Consider the following 24,572-nt stretch of genomic DNA (forward strand, 5'->3'; position numbering starts at 1 on the left):
GTTGCTGTTTCCGTGTGTTCCGTGATTTCCGTGGTTCCAAGTTTATTCGTCCAACCGAACAGGTGATGGTATGACATCCAACCCGACCCGCAACCTGGCGGTGTTCTGCGACTTCGAAAACATCGCCCTGGGCGTGCGCGACATGCGTTACGAGGCCTTCGATATCCAGAAGGTGCTCGAACGGCTGCTGCTCAAGGGCAATATCGTGGTCAAGAAGGCTTATTGCGACTGGGGACGGTACAAGGAGTTCAAGCCGCCGATGCACGAGGCGGCGTTCGAGTTGATCGATATCCCGCATGTTCGCATGTCGGGCAAGAATTCGGCCGATATCCGCATGGTCGTCGATGCGCTGGACTTGTGCTACACGAAAGGGCATGTGGACACGTTCGTGCTGCTCAGCGGCGACTCGGACTTTTCACCGCTGGTATCGAAACTTCGGGAAAACAACAAGACGGTCATCGGCGTGGGTGTGAAGAGTTCTACGTCGGATCTGCTGATGGCGAACTGCGACGAGTTCATCTTCTATGACGACCTGATCCGCAAGAAGCCGTCAAAGGCCTCGAAGAAGAAGACTTCCAGGAAAAAGAAGAAGTCGGCAGCCAAGCCGGTGGACGACAAGAAGCAGGAGGCGTTCGACCTGGTGCTCGACACCGCCGAGGCGTTGTTTGCAGACCGCGATGCCGAAGACAAGGTGTGGGGTTCGATGGTCAAGCAGGCCCTGAAACGGCGCAAACCGGGCTTCAGCGAGTCGTATCATGGCTTCAAGAGCTTCAATGGCCTGCTCGAGGAAGCCCAGAAGGCAGGGCTTCTGGACATCAAGCCTGACGAGAAGTCAGGCGGTTACATCATCCAGTCGATCAAGGCGGAGGATTAGCCGGCGCCAGTCGCTTCGACGTTGACGTGGTGGATCGTTCGCTGGGGGAACGGGATCGAGCAGCCGGCGGCTTCTAGTTCGGCCTTGATCTGCTCGAGCAACTCGCTGCGCACCACCCAGTAGTCGTCGGCTTTCACCCACGGCCTGACAGCGAAGTTGACGCTGGAGTCGGCCAGGTCCATGACCAGGACGGCCGGCCCGGGGTCCTTCAGAACTTTCTCGTGGCCGGTGATAACTTTCCAGATGGTATCGCGGGCGAGCTTGAGATTGTCGCCGTAGTCGACTCCGATCAGCAGGTCGCAGCGGCGTGTTTCGAAGGCCGAGTAATTGGTGATCGGACTGGTGGTGATCTCGTTGTTGGGGACGATCACGCTGCGGTTGTCGGGGGTGATCAGCTTGGTATAGAACAGGCCGACGTGATCGACCGTACCGGAAACACCGCCGGCCTCGACGAAGTGCCCCTTGGTGAAGGGCCTGTATCCGACCAGCATCACGCCGGAAGCGAAGTTCGACAGACTGCCTTGCAAGGCCAGGCCGACGGCCAGGGCGGCGCCACCAAGGACGGCGATCAGCGGCGTGACGGAGACGCCCAGATAGCTGATGGAGGCGAGAATGACGCACAGCAGCAATAGTGCGTAGAGAATGGTGCCGAGGAAGGTGATCAGCATGGCATCGAGCTGGCGCCTGCTCAGGGTCTTGCGCGCCAGGGCAGCGACGGCCTTGGCGACCCAGCGGCCGATGATGAAGATCAGCAGCGCGCCGATGACCTTCCAGGCAACGGCCATGACCTGCGCCGTTTCGATGTTGGCATACCACTCTTGCAAGCTTTCCATGCGGGTCTCCCTGTGTGTCGTGCGTTTTATGCGGGAATCATGATCTCCGCATCAGGCTACGTCAAGAATGTCGCCGGGGTGTCAATGCCGGGTGCAACGGATCCAAAACCGTGTAACCACGGAAAACACGGAAAGGCACGGAAGATCTGACTTACCTTATTAGAGTCCGTGTATTCCGTGATTTCCGTGGATTATGGGTTTTGACTTTAGATTTACTTGGGCTCGAGCCGCACGGCGCCGTCGAGGCGCAGGGTGGTGCCGTTGAAGTAAGCGTTTTCAACGATGTGCACGGCCAGGCGGGCGTACTCCTCGGGCTTGCCCAGCCGCTTGGGAAAGGGGATGGACTCGCCCAGGGCCTGTTGCACCTTCTCGGGCATGACGTCGACCATCGGCGTATGGAAGACCCCGGGGGCAATGGTCATCACGCGTACGCCGAAACGGGTGAATTCGCGCGCCATCGGCAGGGTCATGCCGACCACGCCACCCTTGGAGGCGGAGTAGGCGGCCTGGCCGATCTGACCTTCGTAGGCTGCGACGGAGGCTGTATTGATGATCACACCGCGCTCACCGTCGTCGTTGGGCTCGTTGTTCTGCATGAGATTGGCGGCACCCTTGCCGACGTTGAAGCTGCCGACCAGGTTGACCATGACCGTCTGCGAAAAGGTTTCGAGCGGCATCGGTGCTTCGCGGCCGAGTACACGGCCGGCGCCGAGGATGCCGGCGCAATTGACCGCGACGTTGATCTCGCCGAGCCAGCCCTTCGCTTCGCCGAGCACGCGTTCGACCTCGGACTCGCTGGTGACATCGGTCTTGAAGAACCTGGCATTGTCTTCGCCGAGCTTCCCGACGGCCTCGCCGGCCTTGTCCTCGTTGACGTCAAGCAGCGCCACCTTGCCGCCGAGCGAAACGAAATGCTCGGCCACGGCAAGGCCCAGGCCTGAAACACCGCCGGTAATGACGGCCTTGATATTCTTGGTGTCCATGTGAGTTCTCCTGTGTGTTCTAAAACATTAAAAGCGTTAACCGCGAAGACGCGAAGAACGCGAAGAAAAAAGAATTGAAATTGGACCCTTAGCGCAAGCCATGCGCGATCCGCCTGATTCCTTCCTTGATCAGGCGGACGTTCCAGTTCACCAGGAGCCCAAGTTTGAGTTCAGCCAGCTTCAGGTAGGTTATTACCTGTGCTTGATGCACTTCATTCAGAGAACTGACTGCTTTGTTTTCGATAAGCAGGTGGCCATTGACGATCATGTCGGCTCTAAAACCGTTATCGATCTTGATCCCGTCGTACTCAATTGGTATCGGCTGCTCGACTTGTAGCTGAAATCCTCGCTTGGCGAGTTCGTGATAGAGACAGGCCTGATATGCGGATTCGAGCAGGCCCGGTCCCAGCGATCGGTGCACATGCACGATCGCGTCGATGACGCCACTGGCTGTTTCCTCGATTTCAGACCTGACCCTATTCATTCCGATTCTTTGATTTCGTTTCCTATCTTGTCCTTCGCTTTGCGCTCTTTGCGTCTTCGCGGTTTAAGCTTTTCGTGCTTTTTAGCTGCGCTTGAGAATCGCCTGGCCCGTTCTCGAGCGCGGGCGGTTGAGTTCGCCGGCGATCCAGTCGCCGACGCGGGCGAGTTGCATCAGGTCGACGCCGGTTTCCATCCCCAGGCCGTGCAGCATGTAGACGACATCCTCGGTCGCGACGTTGCCGGTCGCGCCGCGCGCATAGGGGCAGCCACCGAGGCCGGCGACGGAGGAATCGACCACGCGTACGCCTGCATCCAGGCAGGTGTGGATATTGGCCAGGGCCTGGCCGTAGGTGTCGTGGAAATGTACGGCCAATCGTTCCATCGGCACCGAACGGGCGACCGTCTCGAGCATTTCACGCGCCTTCCTCGGCGTGCCGACACCGATGGTGTCGCCGAGCGAGATCTCGGCGCAGCCGGCATCGAACAAGGCTTCGGCCACACGTACGACTTCGCCGACGGGAACGTCACCCTGGTAAGGGCAGCCGAGAACGGTCGAGACATACCCCCTGACCCGTACGCCGTCCTCTCGGGCACGGGCGAGCACGGGCGCGAAGCGCTCCAGTGACTCGGAAATCGAGCAGTTGATATTCTTCTGGTTGAAGGCCTCGGAGGCGGCCGTGAACACCGCGATTTCCTCGGCCCCCACGCCCCGGGCCCGCTCATAGCCCTTTTCGTTGGGCACCAGCACCGGGTAGCGTACGCCAGGCTTGCGCTCGATGCGGCCAAAGACCTCATCGGCATCGGCGAGCTGCGGAATGGCCGGGGCGGCGACGAAGCTGGTCGCCTCGACGACGCCCAGGCCGGTGTCGGCCAGCCGCTCGATCAACTCGATCTTGACCTGTGTCGGGATCGTGTAGGGCTCGTTCTGCAGCCCATCGCGTGGTCCGACCTCGACGATGGTGACTCGGTCGGTCATCGCTTCAGTCGAGTTCGACGGCAATCGCGGTCGCCTCGCCGCCGCCGATGCACAGGCTGGCGATACCCCGCTTGCCGCCGCGGTTTTTCAGGGCGTGAATCAGGGTGACCAGGATGCGCGCGCCGCTGGCACCGATGGGGTGGCCGAGGGCACAGGCGCCGCCGTTGACGTTGACCTTGTCGTGCGGCAGGTCGAGTTCCTTCATGGCCGCCATGGTGACGGTGGCGAAGGCCTCGTTGATCTCGAACAGGTCGACCTCACTGGCTTTCCAGCCGGCCTTGTCGAGCACCCTGGAAATCGCGCCGACCGGGGCGGTGGTGAACCATTCCGGTTCCTGCGAATGCGTGGCATGGGCGATGATGCGCGCTAGCGGTGCCAGGCCGCGGGACTCGGCCTCGGAGGCGCGCATCAGCACGGTGGCGGCCCCGCCGTCGGAGATCTTCGAGGAACTGGCGGCGGTGATCGTGCCGTCCTTGGCGAAGGCCGGACGCAGCTTGGGCATCTTGTCGACGGGACAGTTGGCCGGCTCCTCGTCGGTGCTCACCTCGACTTCACCCTTGCGGGTCTTGACGGTCACCGGCGCGATTTCGGCAGCGAAGGCATCCGTTTCGATCGCCTTCAGGGCCCGTTCGACCGAGGCCTTCGAGAACGCGTCCTGCTCGTCGCGCGTGAAGCCGTACTTGGCCACGCACTGTTCGCCGAACTGCCCCATCATCTGACCGTCGTAGGGGTTCTGCAGGCCGTCGAAGAACATGTGGTCGAGGAACTTGGCGTGGCCCATGCGGAGGCCTCGTTCGGCCATGTACGGGGCGTTGGTCATCGACTCCATGCCGCCGGCAACCACGATATCCGCCGAGCCAGCCAGGAGGGCGTCATGACCCTGCATGACCGCCTTCATGCCCGAGCCGCAGACCTTGTTGATGGTGGTGCAGCCGACACTGACCGGTATGCCGGCACCCAGGGATGCCTGGCGGGCCGGCGCCTGGCCGACGCCGGCCGGCAATACGCAGCCCATGATGACTTCGGAAACGTCTTCGCCCTTGAGACCGGCATCGCTCAAGGCGGCACCGATGGCGGCCGCGCCCAGGTCGGGTGACTTGACCGGGGCGAACTGACCCTGGAAGGAGCCGATGGCGGTACGACGGGCGGAAACAATGACGATGGAATCGCTCATGAAGGTCTATCCGTGTTTGTGGGACTGAGCCGCTCATTATCGCATGAGGGACCCGTTAGTTTGCGGCGACCGGTCCAAGCGCCGTCCGGCGATTCCTTCCCGCGCTGAGGGATCTCCGCTCTTCTAAGCGTGGCCGTTTTCGGTCATGCTCGGACTGGATCCCCCGTGCCGGTCTAGACGGACCACAGCCAGTAGATAGAGGCGCTGGTGACCACCATCAGCACCAGATTCAGCGGTGCGCCCACGCGCATGAAGTCGGTAAAGCGGTACAGGCCGGTGCCGTAGATCATGGCGTTGGTCTGGTAGCCCACCGGGGAAAGGAAGCTCGAGGAGGCACCGAACATCACCACCAGGGCGAGCGGGAAAACGGCCATGTCGAGCGCCTGGGCAAGCGAGATTGCGACCGGTACGAGGACGACGACCGCGGCGTTGTTCGAAACGATGGAAGTCAGCAGGGTCGTCAGCAGGTAAAGCGCCATGAGGACGACCATCGGGTGCCAGGTGTCGGCGTGGACGGCAAGCAGGCCGCCCAGCCAGTCGGCCCCGCCCGACTTTGACATGGCGATGCCGAGCGGGATGACGCCGGCGAGCAGGAAGATGACGTTCCAGCTCACGCCCGAATAGAGGTCCTCACGTGCCAGCAGGCCGGTGAAGAACATGGCCATGACGCCCATCAGGGCGGTGACCACGATGGGCAGGGGCGTCAGCGTGGCGCCCAGAACCACGCCGGCGACGATCAGTCCGGCCGTCCACTTGCGACGGTTGTCGAAGCGATCTTCGAAGACATCGAGAACGATCAGGTCGGGATGGCGGCGAAGGTGCACCAGCGCAGTGGCCGAGACCTCGACCAGTACGATCTCGCCGACCCGCAGGCGCTCGTCGGCCAGGCGGCGCGATCGCACCGAATCGGTTTCCAGGCCGACCAGGCGCGCCTTGTAGCGACGCCAGAAGCCGACGCTCTGGCCGGTGGAGTCGCCGAAAACCGTCTCGTTGCGAAGCAGGATGCGGGCGAGCTTGCCGTCCCGGCGGACGCTGCGCCGCTCGCCGAACTCGGACAGCACCTGGACTTCGTCGCTCTTGATCAGGTCCATGACCTGGCGGCGGGTGCCGCGCAGGTGCACGATGTCGTCGACCTTGAGTCGCGTGGTGGCGGCCTTCTTGACCCACGCTTCGCGGCCGCGAACCAGTTTGAGGGCGTCGACATCGTGGCGATTCTCGAAATCGGCTTCGCTGAGGCTCTTGCCGACCAGGTTGCTGCCGGAGGCCACACGGGCTTCGAAGATGAACTTGCTCTCGGCCTCGTTATGCACATTGACCCGGTCGCTCGTCGGCATCAGCCAGCGCCCGAGCGTGAGGAAATAGACCAGTCCTGTTGCGAGAACCACGAGACCGACCGGAAGGAACTCGAACATGCCGATCTGGCGACCGAAGGCGGGATCATCGGCCAGAAGGCTCGAGGCAAGCAGGTTGGTCGAGGTGCCGATCAGGGTGAGTGTGCCGCCGAGCATGCCGAAGAAGCTCAACGGCATCAGCAGACGCGAGGCCTTCGCGCCGGAGCGGCGCGCCATGTCGAGTACGAGCGGAATGGCCACCGCGACCGCTGCCGTGTTGTTGATCAGACCGGAGACCGGGCCGACCAGCAGCGCGATGATGACCAGTTGCCGCGTTTCCGAGCCGCCCATCAAGGGGCTGAGCACCTTGCCGACGGTATGGATCAGGCCGGAGCGCTGAATGCCCGATGAGAGAATGAACATCGCGAGCACGGTGATGGTTGCCGGATTCGAAAAACCCGACAGGCCCTCCCGAACGTTCGGAAAGGCCGACTCGAGATCGATGCCGCGTTCGAGCAGCCATTCGGAGTGGAACAACTGCGGAATCGCAATGACCGTGATCAGGATCAGGAAGGCGGTGACGTCGAGCGGCAGCTTCTCGCTGGCAAACAGGTACAGCGCGATGCCGATAATGATGAAAACCAGCGCAATCTCGACGGTCATTTAGGATCCAGCCGGAGCAATAAAAATCAAAACCTTTTTAACGCAAAGACGCGAAGCAGCAAAGAACGCAAAGAAAACCCTATAAAATAAAACCACGAGCACGGACAATACTAAAGGTAGAAGAAGATCCTTTAAATCTTCAATTTCCGTGTGCTCCGTGTCTTCCGTGGGTCCGATGCTTTTTTGTGTCTTTTCTTCTTTCTTCTTTCTTCTCGTCCTTCGCTGCTTTGCGTCTTTGCGATTTAAAGATTTTCCGTCTCAGGTTCGGCCGGCGGCGAGTTCGCGGCCGATGAGCATGCGGCGGATTTCGTTGGTTCCGGCGCCGATGTCGTAGAGCTTGGCGTCGCGCAGCAGCCGGCCGGTGGGGTATTCATTGATGTAGCCGTTGCCGCCCAGCGCCTGGATGGCTTCGAGTGCGACGTTGACGGCACTGGTCGAGGCATGCAGCAGGCAGGCGGCCGCGTCGATGCGCGAGCGCTCGCCGTGGTCGTAGTCGGCGGCCACCTGGTAGGCGAAGCCGCGTGAGGATTGCAGGGCGGCGTACATGTCGCCGATCTTGGCCTGCATGAGGCCGAAATCGGACAGGGGGCGGTCGAATTGCTTGCGGTCGTTGACATAGGGCAGCACGTTGTCCATCGCTGCCTGCATGATACCGATGGGACCGCCGGAGAGTACCAGGCGCTCGGAGTTCAGTCCCGACATCAGGATCCTGACGCCTTCATTGACCTCGCCGAGCACGTTCTCTTCCGGAATCTCGCAGTCCTCGAAGACCAGTTCGCAGGTGTTGGATCCGCGCATGCCGAGCTTGTCGAGTTTCTGCGCTTTCTCGAAGCCCTCGAAGTCCTTTTCAACCAGGAAGGCCGTCATGCATTTGCTGCCGGCATCCTGGCCGGCGGTGCGCATGTAGACCAGGGCGAGGTCACATTCAGGGCCGTTGGTAATCCACATCTTGGAGCCGTTGGCCACCCAGGTATCGCCCTTCTTCTCGGCCCGGCAGCTCATGGAGCCAACCACATCCGATCCGGCGCCCGGTTCGGACATGGCCAGGGCGCCGACCCATTCGCCGGAAACCAGCCTGGGCACGTACTTCTCGCGCTGGGCATCGCTGCCGTTTCGATACAGGTTGTCGAGGCACAGGTTCGAGTGGGCGCCGTAGGACAGCCCGATGGAAGCCGAGGCACGGGAAATTTCTTCCATCGCCACCAGGTGGGCAAGGTAGCCCATGTCCGATCCACCGTATTGCTCGGGGATGGTGATACCCAGAAGGCCCATCTCGCCCAGTTCCCGCCAGAGTTCCTGCGGAAACTCGTTCGACTGGTCGATTTCCTCGGCACGCGGCGCGATCGATTCCTCGGCGAAACGGCGGACGCTTTCGCGCAGCATTTCGATGTCTTCTTGAAGTTTCATTTTGGCACCCTGATCCTCGGCTGGGGTCGGAGGCCGCATTCGGCCTTTGGGTTTCGAGGAAATACCAGTAAATAGTAAATAGAAAAAAGTAAATAGAGGTGGTGCCGTCGCAATAACTTTGTAGCCAAACTACTGCTGCCAATGAATTTTCTATTTTCTATTTTCTATTCACTATTTTCCAAAAATCGGATCGGGGGCTTCGACACCTGCCGCTGGCGCCGCGGGTGTCGAAGCCCCACTCAATCAATGATTCCCCCGCTCGCGGCCCGGGAAGCGGTGGGCGCGGCCCATGAAGGGAAGTTTGAGCTTGCCGACCATGGCGATGCGTTCGGCGGCCATCCGGTCTGCGGCCTTCCAGGTGGGGATGCCGTCGCGCTCGGCGATCTGGAAGATCTTCGAGACGTTGTAGTAGATGGCGCGGGTCATGCGCTTGGCGCGCTCGCGGTTATAGCCCTCGAACTCGATCGAGACGTTCATCAGTCCGCCGGCGTTGACGGCGTAGTCGGGGGCGTAAATGATGCCGCGGCGCTCGAGTTCGTCGCCGCATTCCTCGGTAGCGAGCTGGTTGTTGGCCGCACCACAGACAATCTTGAACTTGAAGCGCGGAATGGTCTGTTCATTGACCGTGGCCCCCAGGGCTGTCGGGGAATAAACTTCGGCATCCACATCGTAGATATCGTCGGTGCCGACCGCTTCACAGCCCATGTCGACGGCGGCCTGGACGGCCTCTTCATTGATGTCGGTAACGAAGACCTTGGCGTTCTCCTTGCGCAGCAGCTTGACAAGCTCCATGCCGACGTGGCCGACGCCCTGGACAGCGTAGCTGTACTTGCCGATGTCTTCGTCACCGAACTGGCGCTGCAGGCTGGCGCGAATGCCCTGAAGGGTACCGAAAGCCGTAAACGGCGAGGGATCGCCGGAACCGCCGTGGACCTGGTGGACGCCAACGACGTTGTCGGTTTCCTGGAAGACGTATTCCATGTCGTTGACGTCGATGCCGACGTCCTCGGCCGTGATATAGCGACCATGCAGCGAGTCGATGAAGCGCCCCACCGCGCGGAACAGGGCTTCGGACTTGTCCTTGCGCGGGTCGCCGATGATGACGGACTTGCCGCCGCCGAGATTGAGGCCGGCGACCGCGGCCTTGTAGGTCATGCCGCGGGACAGGCGCAGTACGTCGTCGAGGGCGTCCTGCTCGGTGGCGTAGGGCCACATGCGCATGCCACCCAGGGCCGGTCCGAGCGTGGTGTTGTGAATGGCGATGATGGCCTTCAGGCCAGCATCCTTGTGATGGCAGAAGATGACCTGCTCATGCTCGGTCGTGTGGATGGTTTCAAACAGATTCATTAACGATCCTCCAGGGCTTGCGCCAACGATGTCGCAAGCGATTGCGCCGATCCCCCGATGAATCGGCCGGGTTTGATTTTTGGTTGACACGCCCGGTGAGAGCCGGGCCGCGATAGCCCGCCTGACCCTGGATGGGCGGCAAGCGAGGCAGCCGCCTATTTTAGACTGAACGGGCGGGTCGTGCCAGTTGATGGAGGAGGAGTGGTCTGCGGGCCAGGAGCTGCCGCGTCAATCCGAGTCGAGATCGATTTCCACACTGAACGCGCCGCGCAAGTCGCCAACGGAGAAGCCGCGGGCCTGGTCTTGCGGGTAAGCCGTGTCGATCGCCTCGGCGACTTCGGGCTTCAGTTCGGTTCCGTGGCAGGCCGTGCACAACCCCTGGGTGGGAATGGCTTTCATCCAGTGCCCGTAGCGGCGTCCCGCCTCGTTGCGGATGGCAAAGATTTCGATCTGCGCGGGATCCTCGCCATTGGCCAGGCGCTGTTCGAACGCTTCCAGCATGCGGGTTTCCCAGTGGTCGGGCGTATTGTCGGGATTGCGCACCTTCAGTGCGGTGCGACCCACCTGGAGACGCCGGCTGGAGACATCAGCGGCGATTTCCGGCGCCTGAATCCGGCAGACGTCGATTGCCGCCACCGGCCCACCGTCGGCCATCGCCGTCTGCAGCGCCTGCTTGAGCTGACTGCCCAGTGCGCCGGCTCCGGAGCGGGCCTGCTCGACCCAGGTCGGAGCAGGCCCGTCATCGGCCAGGCCGGGGGAAACCAACAATACGGCGCTCAGTGCCAGGGCGCCGCGGCGCATCAGTTGAATGCCCGTCCGGGTTGCTTGCCCATGGACCGGAGAATTTTCGCCAGGGGACAGAAGCCCGTGAAGGCTGCCTGCAGCATGTTGAGGCCGACGAAGGCCGTCAGGAGCAGCCACCAGACGCTGTGAATCTGTGACAGGACGAGGCTGAGAAGAATCATGCAGCCGGCGATCGCAAAAACCAGTCTATCGATGTTCATGATGCGTTTCCTTCCGAGCGTGTACAGTCTAAATATAAGAATAAACTAATATAAAGTCAAGATCGGTTTGGGCCATCGCCGGGTGTACAGAAACGCCGGTGAAGTGGTGCGATCAGTTCCAGCACCACCGGATCGGCGATGCGGTAGTAGATGGTCTGGGATTCGCGCCGCGTAGCGACGAGATGTTCTTCTCTCAACCGTGCCAGATGCTGGCTCAGCGCCGACTGGCTCAGGGGAATGCGCTGGTTGAGTTCGCTGACGGAATGTTCGCCCTCGACCAATGAGCACAGCAGCATCAACCGGGTCGGATTGGCGAGCGCACGTAGCAGAGAAGCGGCATTGCCGGCCTGTTCCGGGTCGAGATCGGCCAGCATCGGGAGTCCACCGTGAAGTTCTTCGCGCATGATCAATCACCTGGCGTCTGCCTGAGCGAGACCTACAATGTCGGCCCTCAAGGCTTAATTAAGATATATCTAATATAAAAGGGTAGCGGGAATGGGTCAAGCAGCTACGCAGCGACGAGGTGTCAGCCTGCCAGGGTGCGGATGATCAGGTAGAAGAAAACGGAAAGCAGGGCGCCGGCCGGAATCGTGATGATCCAGGACATGAAGATCGAGCCCACCGTCTGCAGGTTGATGGCAGCGATTCCGCGTGCCATCCCGACACCGAGGATGGCTCCCACGACCGTGTGTGTGGTGGAAATCGGCAGCCCGGTGCCCGAAGCCATGACGATGGTCGCCGCGGCGGCCAGTCCGGCGGCAAAGCCGCGGCTGGGGGTTAGCGTGGTGATGTTGCTGCCCACCGTGGCGATGACCCGATGGCCATAAGTGGCCAGTCCGATGACGATGCCCGCCCCACCGAGAATCAGGATCCAGACCGGGACGATCGCTTCCTGGTTCACGCTGCCGCTGCCGGCCACGCTTACCACCGCGGCCACCGGACCGATGGCGTTGGCAACGTCGTTGGAGCCGTGTGCGAAAGCCATGGAGCAGGCGGTTACCACCATCAATACGCCGAAGATGCGTTCGACGGTGTAGTAATGGAAATCGGTATCCTGCAGGTCGATATCAGGAATGCGCATGATGAAGATCATGCCGATACCGGCAATGATTCCGCCGATGGCCACCGCCAGCCCGTAGGAATGAACCGGATCGAGGTCGATGCCGATGTGCTTGAGGCCCTTGAAGACGGTGACTAGCGTCATGAAGAAGCCGGCCAGGAAGATATAGCCGGGCACGTAGCGCCGCGCAGCCTTGAGTGGATCGGGCCGCTCCAGTACCAGGCGCTGGACGCTGGTGAACAGCAACCAGGCGATGAAACCGGCCAGCAGCGGGCTGACGATCCAGCTCAGCACGATCTGTCCGACCTGGTCCCAGTGAACGGCGGAAGTTCCAATGCCGATGGCGGCGAAGCCGACTACCGCACCAATGATCGTATGGGTGGTGGACACCGGCCATCCCCGGGCAGAGGCAACCATGAGCCACGTCCCGGCGGCAAGCAATGCGGCGAGCATGCCGTAGATCAGCAGTTCGGGCTGACCCTGAAGCAGCGAAGCGTCAACGATGCCTTTGCGGATCGTGCTGGTGACACCGCCGCCGGCCAGCACGGCGCCGGAAAATTCGAAGATGGCCGCGATCAGGATTGCCTGCTTGATCGTGATCGCGCGCGAGCCGACCGACGGCGCCATGGCATTGGCTACGTCGTTGGCGCCGATGCCCCAGGCCATGAACAGGCCGAACAAAGCCGCCAGGAGGATGTAGAAAATCGCCTGTTCCATGAAACGGGTCTCTCGAGCTTATCTGATTCGGTCTAGCGAGCGATCATCAGGTGGAGGCGGCTGCCGACACGCTGGGCCAGATCGCCCAGGTCCCCGGTCCGATCGATGATCTTGTAGAGAAACATGACATCGATGGGCGGCAAATCCTTTTCGACTTCCAGAAGCTCGGCGCGAATCCGGACCTGCAGGCTGTCGCTGTCGTTTTCGATTTCGTCGAGCTTCTTGATCATCCCCATGACCAGGTCGATCTCGCTACCGCTGAACCCCGTCTCGAACAATTCGTCGAGTTCGTTGACCGTCTTGTGCGCCTGGCCCACGGCTTCGAGGCAGCGGTCGACGAAGCTGAGATACAGCTCCTGCAGAGGTTCGGGGATGACCATTCGACGGCCGAGCATCAGGCCGGAAATATCGCGCGCCTTGTTGGCAATGCGGTCCTGCACCGAGAGCATCTCGAGCACGTCCGTTCGGGCCACCGGCATGAAAAGGCTGCGCGGCAGATTCAGCCTCAGCTCGCGCTTGAGATCATCGGCTTCGTGTTCGAGGTTGACGATGCTCTTGCGAACCTCGGCGGCCTTTTCCCAGTCCCCGGACTGTGCGGCACGCACGAAATCGGGCAGTTTGAAGGCGCAGCCGGCCGCTTTCTCGAAGTGCTGCTGAAGCGGGCGCACCGGCGACTGGCCAAATACGCGGGAAATGTAACCGGTTGGATTCATTGGGATTTTCCCTGGATAACAGGATAATTCATATAAGGAAGAAATTGTAACAGCTTCGTGAAGCAATCATCATGGCCCTGCCTGGAGATCAATTTTGCATTGTGTGACTGGCGTCTCAGTGCATTGCTGGCATAATGCTCCAATGGATTCCTGAGTTTCTGGATATGGCGCAGGAAAAGGGACAGCCCGACTCGATCTGGACACGCGAGATGATCGTCCACCCCTCCGATCTGGAGGTGGGCAACTTTGTCGTGCGTCTGGATATTCCCTGGATTGATACGCCTTTTCCGCTACAGGGCGTCCTGATCGATTCGGAAGAAAGGAAAGAATGGTTCGAGGATCACTGCGAGTGGGTTGTCATCGACTTCGAGCGCAGCGATACGCCTCCGCCGTCTCCTCGACCGATTCCGCTAGGTGGAAAGCCCAAGAAAGAAGAACCCATAAGACCTTCCACCGATCTTCGCGATCCCATCAATGCGTTGCGGGGCGATCGCATCGACAAGGAAAGTGTGGGCGTGGCGCTTCGCGCCTACAACATTCTCGACAGCCAGGCGAGGCAACTCATTCGGGGGTTCGCCCAGAAAGGGACCGTGGAAATCAAGACGGCCGAACGCGTGGTGGCCGAGCTGGCCGGCTATCTGCAGCAGAATCTCGCGGCCATGGTCTGGCTGACCCGAATCAAGGAGCGCGACGACTATACGGCGCAGCACTCCATCAATTCCGCCATCCTGGCGCTGGGACTGGCGCACGCGCTCGATTGGTCGCCGGACCAGGTCGAGCGAGCGGGCATGGCCGCTTTGCTGCACGACGTCGGTAATGTCGATATCGACTCCTCGATTCTCAACAAACCCGATCTCCTCAACGAAGAGGAGTACCGGCACGTCAAGACGCATACCGAGCACGGGTACGAGCTGCTTGCACGGCGCGACGACGTCGACGAGGCCATCGCCATGGCCGCCCTGGAGCACCACGAACGAAGCGACGGCAAGGGTTATCCCCACGGCAAGCAGTCAGGCGACATCAAGCAGGTTTCGCGTCTGGTGTCGATCGTTGACGTCTACGATGCCGTGACATCACAGCGAAGCTATCGGCCGGCGCGTTCCCACCACGATGCCCTCGGTGTGCTCTGGCGCGCCCGTTCGCACAAATTCGACCGGAAGATGGTTGAAACCTTCATTCACTTCCTCGGATGGGTGGCGCCGGGCACTTTGGTGCGCCTGTCGAACGGTGATCTGGCGATCGTGGAGGAGACCAATATCGTCCACGGTTTCTATCCGGTCGTACGCAAGCTCATTCACGGCGGAACGGGCTATCGGCCCGGTGAGCGTGTCGACCTGGCGGAGTTGCGCGACGACGACGGCAATCCGATGATCCACATCGAGGAGGTACTGCCCGACGGATTGCCCGGCGTCAACGTCAAGGCCATGCTGGTCTCCGTGCTGGAGTGAGCTGCTGGACAGCGTCTTCTTCGCGGCGTTATAGTTTTCTCCGGTAGGGCCAATGACCGAACCGAGGGGACAGGCATGCCCGAGCGTCCAAGCGGGTGGGCTTTCGAAAGCCGCGTCGATCCGTCCGAGTTGCAGTTCGGACACTTCGTGACGCGTCTGGACATCCCGTGGTCGGAGACACAATTTCCCCTGCAGGGCGTTCTGATCGACTCAGCGGACAAGAAGCGCTGGATGCAGGAAAACTGCGCGTGGGTGGTCATTTCCCGCGAGCACAGCCCCAACCAGTGGATGCCCACGAGTCGATTGCCGGCTGCGCCCGATTCGAGCAGCCCCCGGCGGCTACGGGCCTCTCGCTCAGGGAAAGGAAAAATACTCGAGGGTGAGGTCAATGCTGAAACCCTGAATCGAGCGCTCGAGATCCACAATTCCCTGGACAGTCGTATTCGAGACCTGGCGGAGCAGTTCCGGGCAGGTAGTGAGGTCGACGTGGATTCGGCCCAATCGGTGGTGTCCGAACTGGCGAGTGTGCTGGAAGAGCATGCTGCGGCATTGGTCTGGCTGACGCGAATCAAGACTCGTGATGACTACACGGCCCAGCACTGCATCAATGCCTCGATCCTGTCATTGGGCCTCGCTCATGCACTGGATTGGGAGGAGAAAAAGATCGAATACGCCGGGCTGGCGGGGTTGCTTCACGACCTGGGCAAGCTGCGAATCGAATCGGAAATCCTCAACAAGCCGGGTCCCCTCACGGCTGAAGAGTACGAGATCATAAAGACGCATACGACCATCGGATACCAGCTTCTCCAGGAAGAAGGAGGACTGCCGGATGCCGTGGTCCAGGCCGTTTTACACCACCATGAGCGCCCCGACGGCCGGGGATATCCGCAAGGCCTTGCCGGCGGTGCAATACCTCAACTGGCGCGGCTGGTTGGCATCGTCGATGCCTATGATGCGATCACGTCCCGGCGCGTATACGATCCGGCACGTTCGCATCACGACGCCTTCAGTGTGCTCTGGAAACAGCGCAATCAGCAGTTCGACGGGCCGATGGTCGAGGCGTTTACCCACTACCTCGGTTGGGTGACACCGGGTACACTGGTGCGCTTGAGTAACGGGCGTCTCGCATTGGTCCTGCAGACCGGTGAAGGACGCGGTCTTCTTCCGATGGTCCGGTTGCTCGAGATCACTGATGCCGGCCACAGGCTCGGAGACACGCTCGATTTGGCCAGCCAGCGGCCAGAGGTCGGAGATGCGCCGGTTCGCATTGCCGAAGTCCTTCCCGATGGCACCGAGGATGTGAATATCCGCGAACTGTCGAGAGCTTTCGATTCCTCTCCGGACTTGGCTTGATCGTTTCTTCCGGTAGATAATCGACACATCGACCACGCCATCCGAATTCAGAGGGAGCCTGGATGAGTCAGTTGGACCGATTTCGACGGCTGCTGGGAATGCGTCAGCCCGACGATCGCCGCCAGGGGCGGCGCCTGCACGCACGACGCGGTATGCGAGTACTTGTCGTCGACGATTCCCGCACCATCGTGGCCGCGTTGGGCCACATGTTGAATCAGAACGGTTACGAAACGCGGGACGCCGGCGATGCCGAAACGGCGTTGAAGCTGGCTGCCGAAGATCCGCCCGACCTGATCTTTCTCGATATCGTGCTGCCGGGCATGAGCGGGTTTACCGCCTTGCGTAAGCTGCGCCGTCATCCCGCCACCGAGTCCGTGCCAGTCATCATGATCAGCGGCAATCCACAAGCTGTCGAAGAGTTCTATCTCAAGAAGATTGGTGCCGACGGGTTCATGAAGAAGCCGTTCGGACGCTACGAGGTGTTCTCGCGCATCGAGCGGCTGGTCAGTGCCGGTGAGCTTCCCGCGCGAGGCGTCCGGGAAGGGCAGGCTGAATCCGATTGAGGTCCCGCGAGCCGTAAGCCGGTTGATCCACGTCAAGCCGTTTGTGGGCGCTCTCGCCTACACTGACTGACATCGTATGGCTGGAGGCTTCATCATGGACCGCAAGCAACTGCTCGAGCGCCGGGACGAACTGATTCAGCGTCTGGATGCCATACGTCGGGACCTCGGCGGTGGGCTTGATCGTGACCTGGAAGAACAGGCTCAGCAACTCGAAAACCAGGAAGCGTTGATGGAGATCGCCCGGATCGCCGAGGCGGAGCTGGCCGAAGTCGAGCGCAAGCTCGCCGAGTTCGATTCGTCCGGCGATTGAACGAAATGTGACAGACACGCTGCAATGGTGTGACCTTTTAATCGTTCTGTCATATTTCTGCCACACACTATCGCGCTGTCGATGCTGTGCTTTGTCATCAGCGCTACACTCAAGGCAGGAACTTAACAATGACCCGGATGACTTCTTTTTATTGCATACCCGCCAAAGCGAGCGGTGCTGTTCGATGGTGCTTGGTGTTGGTGGCCATGGTGTCCACCGGCGCGGCGCATGCCCAGGAAGCCGGATGGGAATTCGGCGGCGATCTTCGCGGTGGCTTCTACGCCAGTGAACGTGACTCACGCTCCGGCTTTGAAAGCAGCGACGAGAGTCTGCGTGGCCGCTTCAGGCTGTTCGCCCAGCGCGAACTTTCCGACAACTGGCTTTTCCGGGGTCGTGTGGCGACCTGGGTCACGACGGACGGCAACGACTACTCGCTGGAATTCGATCGCTACCGGGCCTCTGGCACGGGGACGCGACCGGGTGAAGTCCACCTCGACGAGTTCTTTTTCCAGTGGGCCGATGATGCCGACCGGAACACGGTCCGCATCGGCCGTTTCCAGACCGGATTCAAGCTGCCGGTCGTGCCCGACAAGAGTCTCGATCGCAACGACGCCTCCAATGTGGGTATCGGCTGGACCGACGGCGTGCACTGGATCAGTGAGCTCGGCGGCGGCTGGGAAAGTCATGTCATCGCCCAGCTGAATCATCGTCGGGGTACGGGCAACACCTTCCGCGGTCCGATCGACTTCTCCGACAGCGGAAGCCGCCTCGGTGCTTATCTCGGGTTGCGCTCGACTGAATCCTGGGGGCCGGTTTCGATGCGCATGCTCACGCTGAACTGGATTCCCGATGCCCTGGCCACCCACGGCGTGGCCGATCCGCGGCGCGACGATTACCTGACGATGACGGCCAAGGCGGCGGCCGAATGGCCCGTGGGCGAAGCGGGAACACGTTTCGTGCTGGCGGGCGAGTATGGCCACGCCTTTGATACGCCGAAGGAGAGCGTGATGCTGATCGGTACCCCTGGCGACGACGTGGATGGTGATGGCTACCAACTCAGTGCCAACCTGTTCGACATCCGTCCCGGCCACAACCTGGGCGTGGTCTACGGCCACGTGGAATCCGGCTGGTTGATTTCCAATGATTTCCGCAACAACAACGATCTCTACGAGATTCGATATCAGCACCATTTCAACCAGCAGCTGCGCGTCGATATCCGCTTCCGAATCCGCGAAGAAATCGAACAACGTATCGCTGCCTCGCAGCTTCAGGAGGACCGGGACCTCTACGTCCGGTTTACCTATAAGCTCTGAGTTTTCGAACTTGCGCATAGTTGCCCGGCCGATACGCCGGGCAACCATCTGCTAAATTGAGCGGCGCCTGATTCACGAAGTGAGAAATCAATGGTCGCCGCCACGCTCGTCGTCTATCTCGTCCTGCTATTGACCATTGGCGTATGGGCCCAGCGCAGGGTGGGGGATACGGCCGATTTTCATCTGGCCGGTCGCCGCATGGGCCCGATCATCGCATCGCTCAGCGCTTCGGCCAGTTCATCGTCGGCCTGGACCCTCCTCGGCGTCAGCGGCGCAGCCTATGCCTGGGGGGTGCAGGCGCTGTGGCTGATTCCGGCCATCTGGTCGGGTTTTTTCATCAACTGGGTTTTCATCGCGCCGAGGCTGCAACCGGCCAGCCGCGACAACGGTGCCCTGACCCTGGTCCAGTTTCTCGGTCAGGGCGCGGGCTCGGGCAGCGAGCGCCGCATTCGCGCTTTCGGCGCCGCCATCATCCTGTTCTGCTTTACCTTCTACGTCGCATCTCAGTTCCAGGCGGCGGGTGCGGCCATAAGCACCGCCCTGAACGTCGATACCGCCGTGGCCATTCTCTCGGGCGCGGCCATCGTGATCGCCTATGTGTTTCTGGGCGGCTTCTGGGCGGCGAGCGTGACCGACGCCCTGCAGGGGCTGATGATGTTCTTCGTCGCGCTCGTGCTGCCGGTCGTGGCGCTGGTGGCCGTCGGTGGTCCCGCTGGTTTGCATGCGGGGCTGCAGGCGCTCGACGACCCGTCACTCACGCGCCTGGTCGACCAGCCCGGGCTGTTGCTGTCGATGGTATTCGTCGCCGGGCTGTTCGGAATCGGGCTCGGCTATCCGGGGCAGCCGCACGTGGTCAATCGTTTCATGGCCCTGCGCTCCGGCACCGAGATTCGTTTCGCCCGTAACATCGCCCTGGGCTGGGCGGCGGTGATCTACATCGGCATGGTGGTATTGGGCTGGTCCGGCCGTGTGTTGATGCCGGAGTTGGCCGACGGTGAGTCGGTCCTGCTGGAGCTGGCGGTGGACTTGTTGCCGGCGGTCCTCGGTGGCCTGGTGGCCGGCGGGGTTCTGGCCGCGATCATGTCGACCTCCGACAGCCAGCTTCTGGTGGCCGGCTCCGCGGTCAGCCATGACCTGCGGCGTGGTTCGGTTTCGCTGGCCGTGGATCGCGTCGTCATCGTCATCCTGGGCTTGGCGGCCGTGGCGCTGGCTCTCTGGTTTCCGGACTCGATCTTCGATCGGGTGCTGTTCGCCTGGCAGGCGCTGGGCAATGCCTTCGGTCCGCTGTTGGTGGTGATGCTTTTCGCCGGCTATGTCCGGCCGGGTTATCGCCTGGCGGCCATGCTGATCGGGTTTGCCATGACGGTCACAATCAGCTTCTTTCCGCAGGCGCCCGGCAATGCTATCGAGCGCCTGGTGCCGTTGTTCATTGCCCTGGCCATCGCACTGGCCGGCGTGCAGCGCGGCGGTGACCGGTCGGGTGAGGGGTCCCGGTGAGTTGGTGGTTCGCGTGAATATTGTTGCCGATTATCGGCATTTACCCGATCGTAGTCAGCACGCTGTGGCTACGGCGTAATCAGGCTGGTCGGCAGAACTGCTCGTAGAGCGTGGCCATCAGGGCCCGGACCTCGCCGCTTGCCAGGGAATAGTAGATCACCTGCTGATCCCGCCGGGTCTGGACCAGACCGGCGTTGCGCAGTACCGCCAGGTGCTGCGACAGGGCCGACTGGCTCAGGGGCAGGTGACTGTTCAGCTCACTGACCGAAAGCTCCGAATCGAGCAGATGGCAAAGAATCATCAGCCGGTGCGGGTTGGCCATCAGTTTGAGAAAGCCTGCCGCGTGCTCGGCATGCTGCGCCATCTCCTGCGGCGAGGGCATCTCGAACCGCGAGGACTGGCTGGTCTGAAGTGTGGTAGCGGTAGCCATAGCGGGTAATTATTGCCCAAAAATGGGTCCTTTCGCAAAAGGATTTTGATTCTGCCGCGAACTGGCGGCTATTTGAGGATGCGGGCGCCTTCGGTGGCTTGGCGCCACGGGGCGCTTTGGCGCCCGGTTGGTGGGCTGCTTGATGCCGCCGCACGCGGTGCGGGTCTCGACATGTCAAAATCTGTTTCGCCCGGCCTGCTTCGCAGGCTCTTTCGGCGAGTCACTTTTTTCTTGCGCGAAAAAAGTAACCAAAAGCGCGCTTAAAGGACGCGGCAGGTCCGCAGGAGTAAATATTCTTGGGGCTTAACGGAATGCTGCCTGTGCCTTCGTTTCTGCTCGGTCGGATTGGGTGGCGTCTTCGGCAGGGATGGGGCGTAGTCCGCACCCGCACAGCGACCTGTGGCACCAACCGACCCGGCGCCCGGGGGCGCCACGGACACCCGCGGAGATCGCCCTCATGCCCACCCTTTGGTCCGTCGCGCGGCGACCGGCTACAATGGGTAGTTCCCGTTCAACCGTGAATTCACGCCATGAGCCAGACTGCCGAATCCCTTTCGAGCACGCCCAGCACCGACTCCGACCTGCCGTTGCGAGTGGTCACGGCAGCCAGCCTGTTCGACGGACACGATGCCGCCATCAACCTGATGCGCCGCCTGATCCAGGCCGAGGGCTGCGAGGTCGTTCACCTGGGGCATAACCGCTCGGTCGCCGATATCGTGCGCGCGGCACTCTGCGAAGACGCCGACGCCGTCGCGGTGAGTTCCTACCAGGGCGGCCACATGGAATACTTCAAGTACATGGTCGACATGTTCGACGAACTCGGCGCCGGCCATATCAAGGTTTTCGGCGGTGGGGGCGGCACCATCACGCTCGATGAGATTCGCGAGCTGGAGGACTACGGGGTCACCCGCATCTACCACCCCGAGCACGGGATGAAGATGGGGCTCAAGGACATGATCGCCGACCTGGTGGAGCGGACCCGGCAGGCTCGCGCGTCGCGGACGTCGGAGGACGGAAGGCAGAAGTCGGAAAGTCGTGACGCCGACGTTGCCGAGAAGCTGTCGGCGATCGAGAACGGGACCGTTTCCGAGCATGAACTGGCGCAATTGCGCAAGTCGGCCGAATCGCCCAACGGCGTGCCCATCGTCGGTCTGACGGGTACCGGCGGGGCCGGCAAGTCCTCGGTTACCGACGAACTGCTCAATCGCTTTCTGCAGTATTTTCCCGACATGCGCATCGCCGTGCTGGCCGTCGACCCCACTCGTCGGCGAACGGGCGGGGCGCTGCTGGGGGACCGCATCCGCATGAATTCGCTTCGCTCCGAGCGGGTGTTCATGCGTTCGATGGCCACGCGCCGGCAGCACCTGGCGACGTCCGAGGTCGTGGCCGACTCGCTGGCGCTGCTGCGTACCAGCGATTTCGACCTGGTCATTCTGGAGACGGCCGGGATCGGTCAGTCGGACTCCGAGGTCGTCGACCTGGTGGATTTTCCGGCCTATGTCATGACCTCCGATTTCGGGGCGGCCAGTCAGCTCGAGAAGATCGACATGCTCGACTTCGCCGAGCTGGTGGTGCTCAACAAGTTCGACCGCCAGGGCTCGCAGGACGCGCTCAGGGATGTGCGCAAGCAGTGGAAGCGCAATCGCCTGGCGTTCGACCTGGCCGACGAGGACGTGCCGGTGTACCCGACGATTGCAAGCCAGTTCAATGATCCCGGGGTAACCTGGATGTTCGTGAACCTCTGCCGTCTCTTGCGGCAGAGCGGTGAAACAGAGGGCGAAGAAGGGAAGGCGGTATTCGGTACTGAAAGATGCGACTTCGAGCCCGAGGTGGAGCTGGCCGAGAAGGAGCCGAGGCCTTCCGTCTTGATTCCGGGCAAGCGGGTTCGTTACCTGGCCGAAATCGCCGAGCAGGGAAGGACGCTCAACGAAAAGATTCTGTCCTGGGCCGAGGAAGCGCGCAGGGCCCAGCACTATTACGAGGTGCTGGGAGAGTTGGGAGATTCGCATCGCCCGGAGCCCGTGTTGCTTTATCCGGATGGCGAGATTCGTGAATCGTTAATGGTAAATCGTAAATCGGCTGGCGACTCCGATGTAGATGAGGATTCACGATTCACGATTCACGATTTACGGAGTCGCTACAACGAGGCACTGAAATCGATCCCGGAAGATGGACGTGAACTACTGCGGCAATGGCCGGACCTGAAAGCCGCCGTCGAGGCCGAGGAATTCAGTTACCAAGTGCGCGGCAAGGAGATCACCGGTTCCAACTACCGCGAGTCGCTCTCCAGGCTGCAGATTCCCAAGATTGCCCCGCCCCAGACCTCCGACTGGGGCGAACAGCTCGTTTTCCTGATGAAGGAACACCTGCCCGGGCATTATCCCTATACGGGCGGCGTCTATCCCTACCGGCGTGCCAACGAGGATCCGATCCGGATGTTCGCCGGCGAGGGCACGCCGGAGCGAACCAATCGTCGATTTCACTATGTCTCGGAGGGGCAGCCGGCCAAACGCCTGTCGACCGCCTTCGACTCGGTCACGCTCTACGGCGAGGACCCGGCCGAGCGGCCCGACATCTACGGCAAGGTGGGCAATTCGGGCGTGTCGATCGCTACCCTCGATGACATGAAGAAACTCTATTCGGGCTTCGACCTGGCCGACCCGGCCACCTCGGTATCGATGACCATCAACGGCCCGGCACCGATGATCATGGCGATGTTCATGAATACCGCCGTCGACCAGCAGGTCGAAAAGCATCTGAAGGAGACCGGTGAGTGGGACGCCGCGCAGAAAAAGCGCGCCGAACTGCTCGGCGACGACGCGCCGGAGTATACCGGTGAGTTGCCGAAGAGCAATGACGGCCTGGGGCTGGGTACGCTCGGCGTGACCGGCGACCAGCTCGTCGATACGGAGACCTACGAGAAGATCAAGGCCGAAACGCTCAAGGTCGTGCGTGGCACCGTCCAGGCCGACATCCTCAAGGAAGACCAGGCCCAGAACACCTGCATCTTCTCGACCGAGTTCGCCCTGCACATGATGGGCGACATCCAGCAGTACTTCATCGACAAGGGCGTCAGGAACTTCTACTCGGTATCGATCTCGGGCTACCACATCGCCGAGGCCGGGGCGAACCCGATCAGCCAGCTCGCCTTCACGCTCTCGAACGGCTTCACGATCGTCGAGTATTACCTGGCCCGCGGCATGGATATCAACGAATTCGCTCCGAACCTGTCGTTTTTCTTCTCCAACGGCATGGACCCCGAGTATTCGGTCATCGGCCGGGTGGCACGACGCATCTGGGCGCGCGCCATGCGCGAGCGCTACGGCGCCAACAAGCGCTCGCAGATGCTCAAGTACCACATCCAGACTTCTGGCCGCTCGCTGCACGCCCAGGAAATCCAGTTCAATGACATCCGGACCACCCTGCAGGCGCTCTACGCCATCTTCGACAACTGCAACAGCCTGCACACCAACGCCTACGACGAGGCGATCACCACGCCGACCGAGGAGTCGGTGCGGCGGGCGGTGGCCATCCAGATGATCATTAACAAGGAACTGGGGCTCAATTACAACGAGAACCCCTTCCAGGGCAGCTACATCATCGATCAGCTCACCGACCTGGTCGAGGATGCCGTCTACGCCGAGTTCGAGCGCCTCTCAGAGCGCGGCGGTGTGCTCGGGGCGATGGACACCATGTACCAGCGCGGCAAGATCCAGGAAGAGTCGCTCTACTACGAGCACAAGAAACACGACGGCTCATTGCCGCTGGTCGGTGTCAACACTTTCCTGCCGGCCGAGGGCGGTGAACAGGAAGGTGGCGAGATCGAGCTGGCACGCTCGACGACCGAAGAGAAGCAGCAGCAGGTGGGCAATGTCCAGGCCTTCAACCGGCGCAATGAAGCGCGCTCGCAAGAGGCGTTGCGTCAACTCCAGGCCGTTGCACGTGAGCGCGGCAACACGTTCGAGGCCTTGATGGAGGCGGTCAAGTGTTGTTCGCTGGGCCAGATTTCACATGCCCTGTACGCAGTCGGCGGCGAATACCGAAGGAACATGTAGACGGGTCCGGCGCGGTCGAGAAGGGACCGCGCCTTGAT

At 61.4% G+C, this 24,572-nt stretch carries 22 protein-coding genes; 8 read left to right on the forward strand and 14 right to left on the reverse strand.

What is annotated here, in order from left to right; genetic code table 11:
* Positions 1-70: 70 nt before the first annotated feature.
* Positions 71-874 (forward strand): NYN domain-containing protein, encoded by an 804-nt coding sequence (locus DZK26_RS02560; protein ID WP_116897969.1) that lies wholly within the window; start codon positions 71-73, stop codon positions 872-874.
* Here the strand turns inward: DZK26_RS02560 and DZK26_RS02565 are convergent.
* The 13 genes from DZK26_RS02565 to DZK26_RS02625 form a co-directional block, all read right to left on the reverse strand.
* Positions 871-1,707, reverse strand: coding sequence for a mechanosensitive ion channel family protein (locus tag DZK26_RS02565; RefSeq protein ID WP_220337111.1), 837 nt, complete (start codon positions 1,705-1,707; stop codon positions 871-873). The two genes, DZK26_RS02560 and DZK26_RS02565, sit on opposite strands and share 4 nt — an antisense overlap.
* A 212-nt stretch (positions 1,708-1,919) precedes the next feature.
* Positions 1,920-2,690, reverse strand: a complete 771-nt coding sequence (locus DZK26_RS02570) for an SDR family NAD(P)-dependent oxidoreductase (RefSeq protein ID WP_116897970.1) — start codon at positions 2,688-2,690, stop codon at positions 1,920-1,922.
* 88 nt (positions 2,691-2,778) lie between these two features.
* Entirely contained in the window at positions 2,779-3,174 is a 396-nt protein-coding gene (locus DZK26_RS02575; RefSeq protein ID WP_116897971.1) for a GxxExxY protein, read from the reverse strand.
* Between the two features lie 81 nt (positions 3,175-3,255).
* Positions 3,256-4,149, reverse strand: coding sequence for a hydroxymethylglutaryl-CoA lyase (locus tag DZK26_RS02580; protein ID WP_116897972.1), 894 nt, complete (start codon positions 4,147-4,149; stop codon positions 3,256-3,258).
* Positions 4,150-4,153: 4 nt separating this feature from the next.
* A complete protein-coding gene (locus DZK26_RS02585; RefSeq protein WP_116897973.1) occupies positions 4,154-5,323 on the reverse strand; it encodes an acetyl-CoA C-acyltransferase in 1,170 nt (389 codons plus the stop codon).
* Positions 5,324-5,496: 173 nt separating this feature from the next.
* Positions 5,497-7,317, reverse strand: coding sequence for an SLC13 family permease (locus DZK26_RS02590; protein ID WP_116897974.1), 1,821 nt, complete (start codon positions 7,315-7,317; stop codon positions 5,497-5,499).
* A 258-nt stretch (positions 7,318-7,575) separates the two neighbouring features.
* Positions 7,576-8,724, reverse strand: a complete 1,149-nt coding sequence (locus tag DZK26_RS02595) for an isovaleryl-CoA dehydrogenase (protein ID WP_116898005.1) — start codon at positions 8,722-8,724, stop codon at positions 7,576-7,578.
* Between the two features lie 243 nt (positions 8,725-8,967).
* Positions 8,968-10,071 carry a Glu/Leu/Phe/Val dehydrogenase dimerization domain-containing protein gene (locus tag DZK26_RS02600; protein WP_116897975.1) on the reverse strand — a complete coding sequence of 368 codons (1,104 nt, stop codon included), beginning with the start codon at positions 10,069-10,071 and terminating at the stop codon, positions 8,968-8,970.
* 228 nt (positions 10,072-10,299) lie between these two features.
* A complete protein-coding gene (locus tag DZK26_RS02605) occupies positions 10,300-10,872 on the reverse strand; it encodes a DUF3365 domain-containing protein (protein ID WP_116897976.1) in 573 nt (190 codons plus the stop codon).
* On the reverse strand, positions 10,872-11,075 hold the full coding sequence (locus DZK26_RS02610) for a DUF2892 domain-containing protein (RefSeq protein ID WP_116897977.1): 204 nt from the start codon (positions 11,073-11,075) through the stop codon (positions 10,872-10,874). Before DZK26_RS02610 ends, DZK26_RS02605 begins: the two co-directional genes overlap by 1 nt.
* A gap of 56 nt (positions 11,076-11,131) precedes the next feature.
* Positions 11,132-11,479 (reverse strand): metalloregulator ArsR/SmtB family transcription factor, encoded by a 348-nt coding sequence (locus DZK26_RS02615; protein WP_258870853.1) that lies wholly within the window; start codon positions 11,477-11,479, stop codon positions 11,132-11,134.
* Positions 11,480-11,601: 122 nt separating this feature from the next.
* Complete coding sequence (locus tag DZK26_RS02620) at positions 11,602-12,852, reverse strand: inorganic phosphate transporter (protein WP_116897978.1); 1,251 nt, start codon at positions 12,850-12,852, stop codon at positions 11,602-11,604.
* A 32-nt stretch (positions 12,853-12,884) separates the two neighbouring features.
* Positions 12,885-13,565 (reverse strand): TIGR00153 family protein, encoded by a 681-nt coding sequence (locus DZK26_RS02625; protein WP_116897979.1) that lies wholly within the window; start codon positions 13,563-13,565, stop codon positions 12,885-12,887.
* A gap of 164 nt (positions 13,566-13,729) precedes the next feature.
* On the opposite strand from DZK26_RS02625, the gene DZK26_RS02630 reads away from it, so the two are divergent.
* The 6 genes from DZK26_RS02630 (at position 13,730) to DZK26_RS02655 (ending at position 20,049) form a co-directional block, all read left to right on the forward strand.
* Positions 13,730-15,013 carry an HD-GYP domain-containing protein gene (locus tag DZK26_RS02630; RefSeq protein ID WP_181918362.1) on the forward strand — a complete coding sequence of 428 codons (1,284 nt, stop codon included), beginning with the start codon at positions 13,730-13,732 and terminating at the stop codon, positions 15,011-15,013.
* Positions 15,014-15,088: 75 nt separating this feature from the next.
* Positions 15,089-16,366 carry an HD-GYP domain-containing protein gene (locus tag DZK26_RS02635; RefSeq protein WP_116897981.1) on the forward strand — a complete coding sequence of 426 codons (1,278 nt, stop codon included), beginning with the start codon at positions 15,089-15,091 and terminating at the stop codon, positions 16,364-16,366.
* A gap of 62 nt (positions 16,367-16,428) precedes the next feature.
* The gene (locus DZK26_RS02640) at positions 16,429-16,929 is read left to right on the forward strand and encodes a PleD family two-component system response regulator (RefSeq protein WP_116897982.1); all 501 of its coding nucleotides are present in this window, start codon (positions 16,429-16,431) and stop codon (positions 16,927-16,929) included.
* A gap of 94 nt (positions 16,930-17,023) precedes the next feature.
* Positions 17,024-17,239: a hypothetical protein gene (locus tag DZK26_RS02645; RefSeq protein WP_116897983.1), complete on the forward strand. Its 216-nt coding sequence runs from the start codon at positions 17,024-17,026 to the stop codon at positions 17,237-17,239.
* Between the two features lie 200 nt (positions 17,240-17,439).
* Positions 17,440-18,552, forward strand: a complete 1,113-nt coding sequence (locus DZK26_RS02650; protein WP_147306643.1) for a hypothetical protein — start codon at positions 17,440-17,442, stop codon at positions 18,550-18,552.
* Between the two features lie 90 nt (positions 18,553-18,642).
* A complete protein-coding gene (locus tag DZK26_RS02655; RefSeq protein ID WP_116897985.1) occupies positions 18,643-20,049 on the forward strand; it encodes a sodium/proline symporter in 1,407 nt (468 codons plus the stop codon).
* A gap of 79 nt (positions 20,050-20,128) precedes the next feature.
* On the opposite strand, the gene DZK26_RS02660 is transcribed toward DZK26_RS02655, so the two are convergent.
* The gene (locus tag DZK26_RS02660) at positions 20,129-20,479 is read right to left on the reverse strand and encodes a helix-turn-helix transcriptional regulator (RefSeq protein WP_116897986.1); all 351 of its coding nucleotides are present in this window, start codon (positions 20,477-20,479) and stop codon (positions 20,129-20,131) included.
* A 530-nt stretch (positions 20,480-21,009) separates the two neighbouring features.
* Here DZK26_RS02660 and DZK26_RS02665 point away from each other — a divergent pair.
* Entirely contained in the window at positions 21,010-24,534 is a 3,525-nt protein-coding gene (locus tag DZK26_RS02665) for a methylmalonyl-CoA mutase family protein (RefSeq protein WP_116897987.1), read from the forward strand.
* Positions 24,535-24,572 lie beyond the last annotated feature (38 nt).

The sequence above is a fragment of the Wenzhouxiangella sp. 15190 genome (genome assembly GCF_003417465.1).
In the GTDB taxonomy this organism is placed as follows: Bacteria; Pseudomonadota; Gammaproteobacteria; order Xanthomonadales; family Wenzhouxiangellaceae; genus Wenzhouxiangella.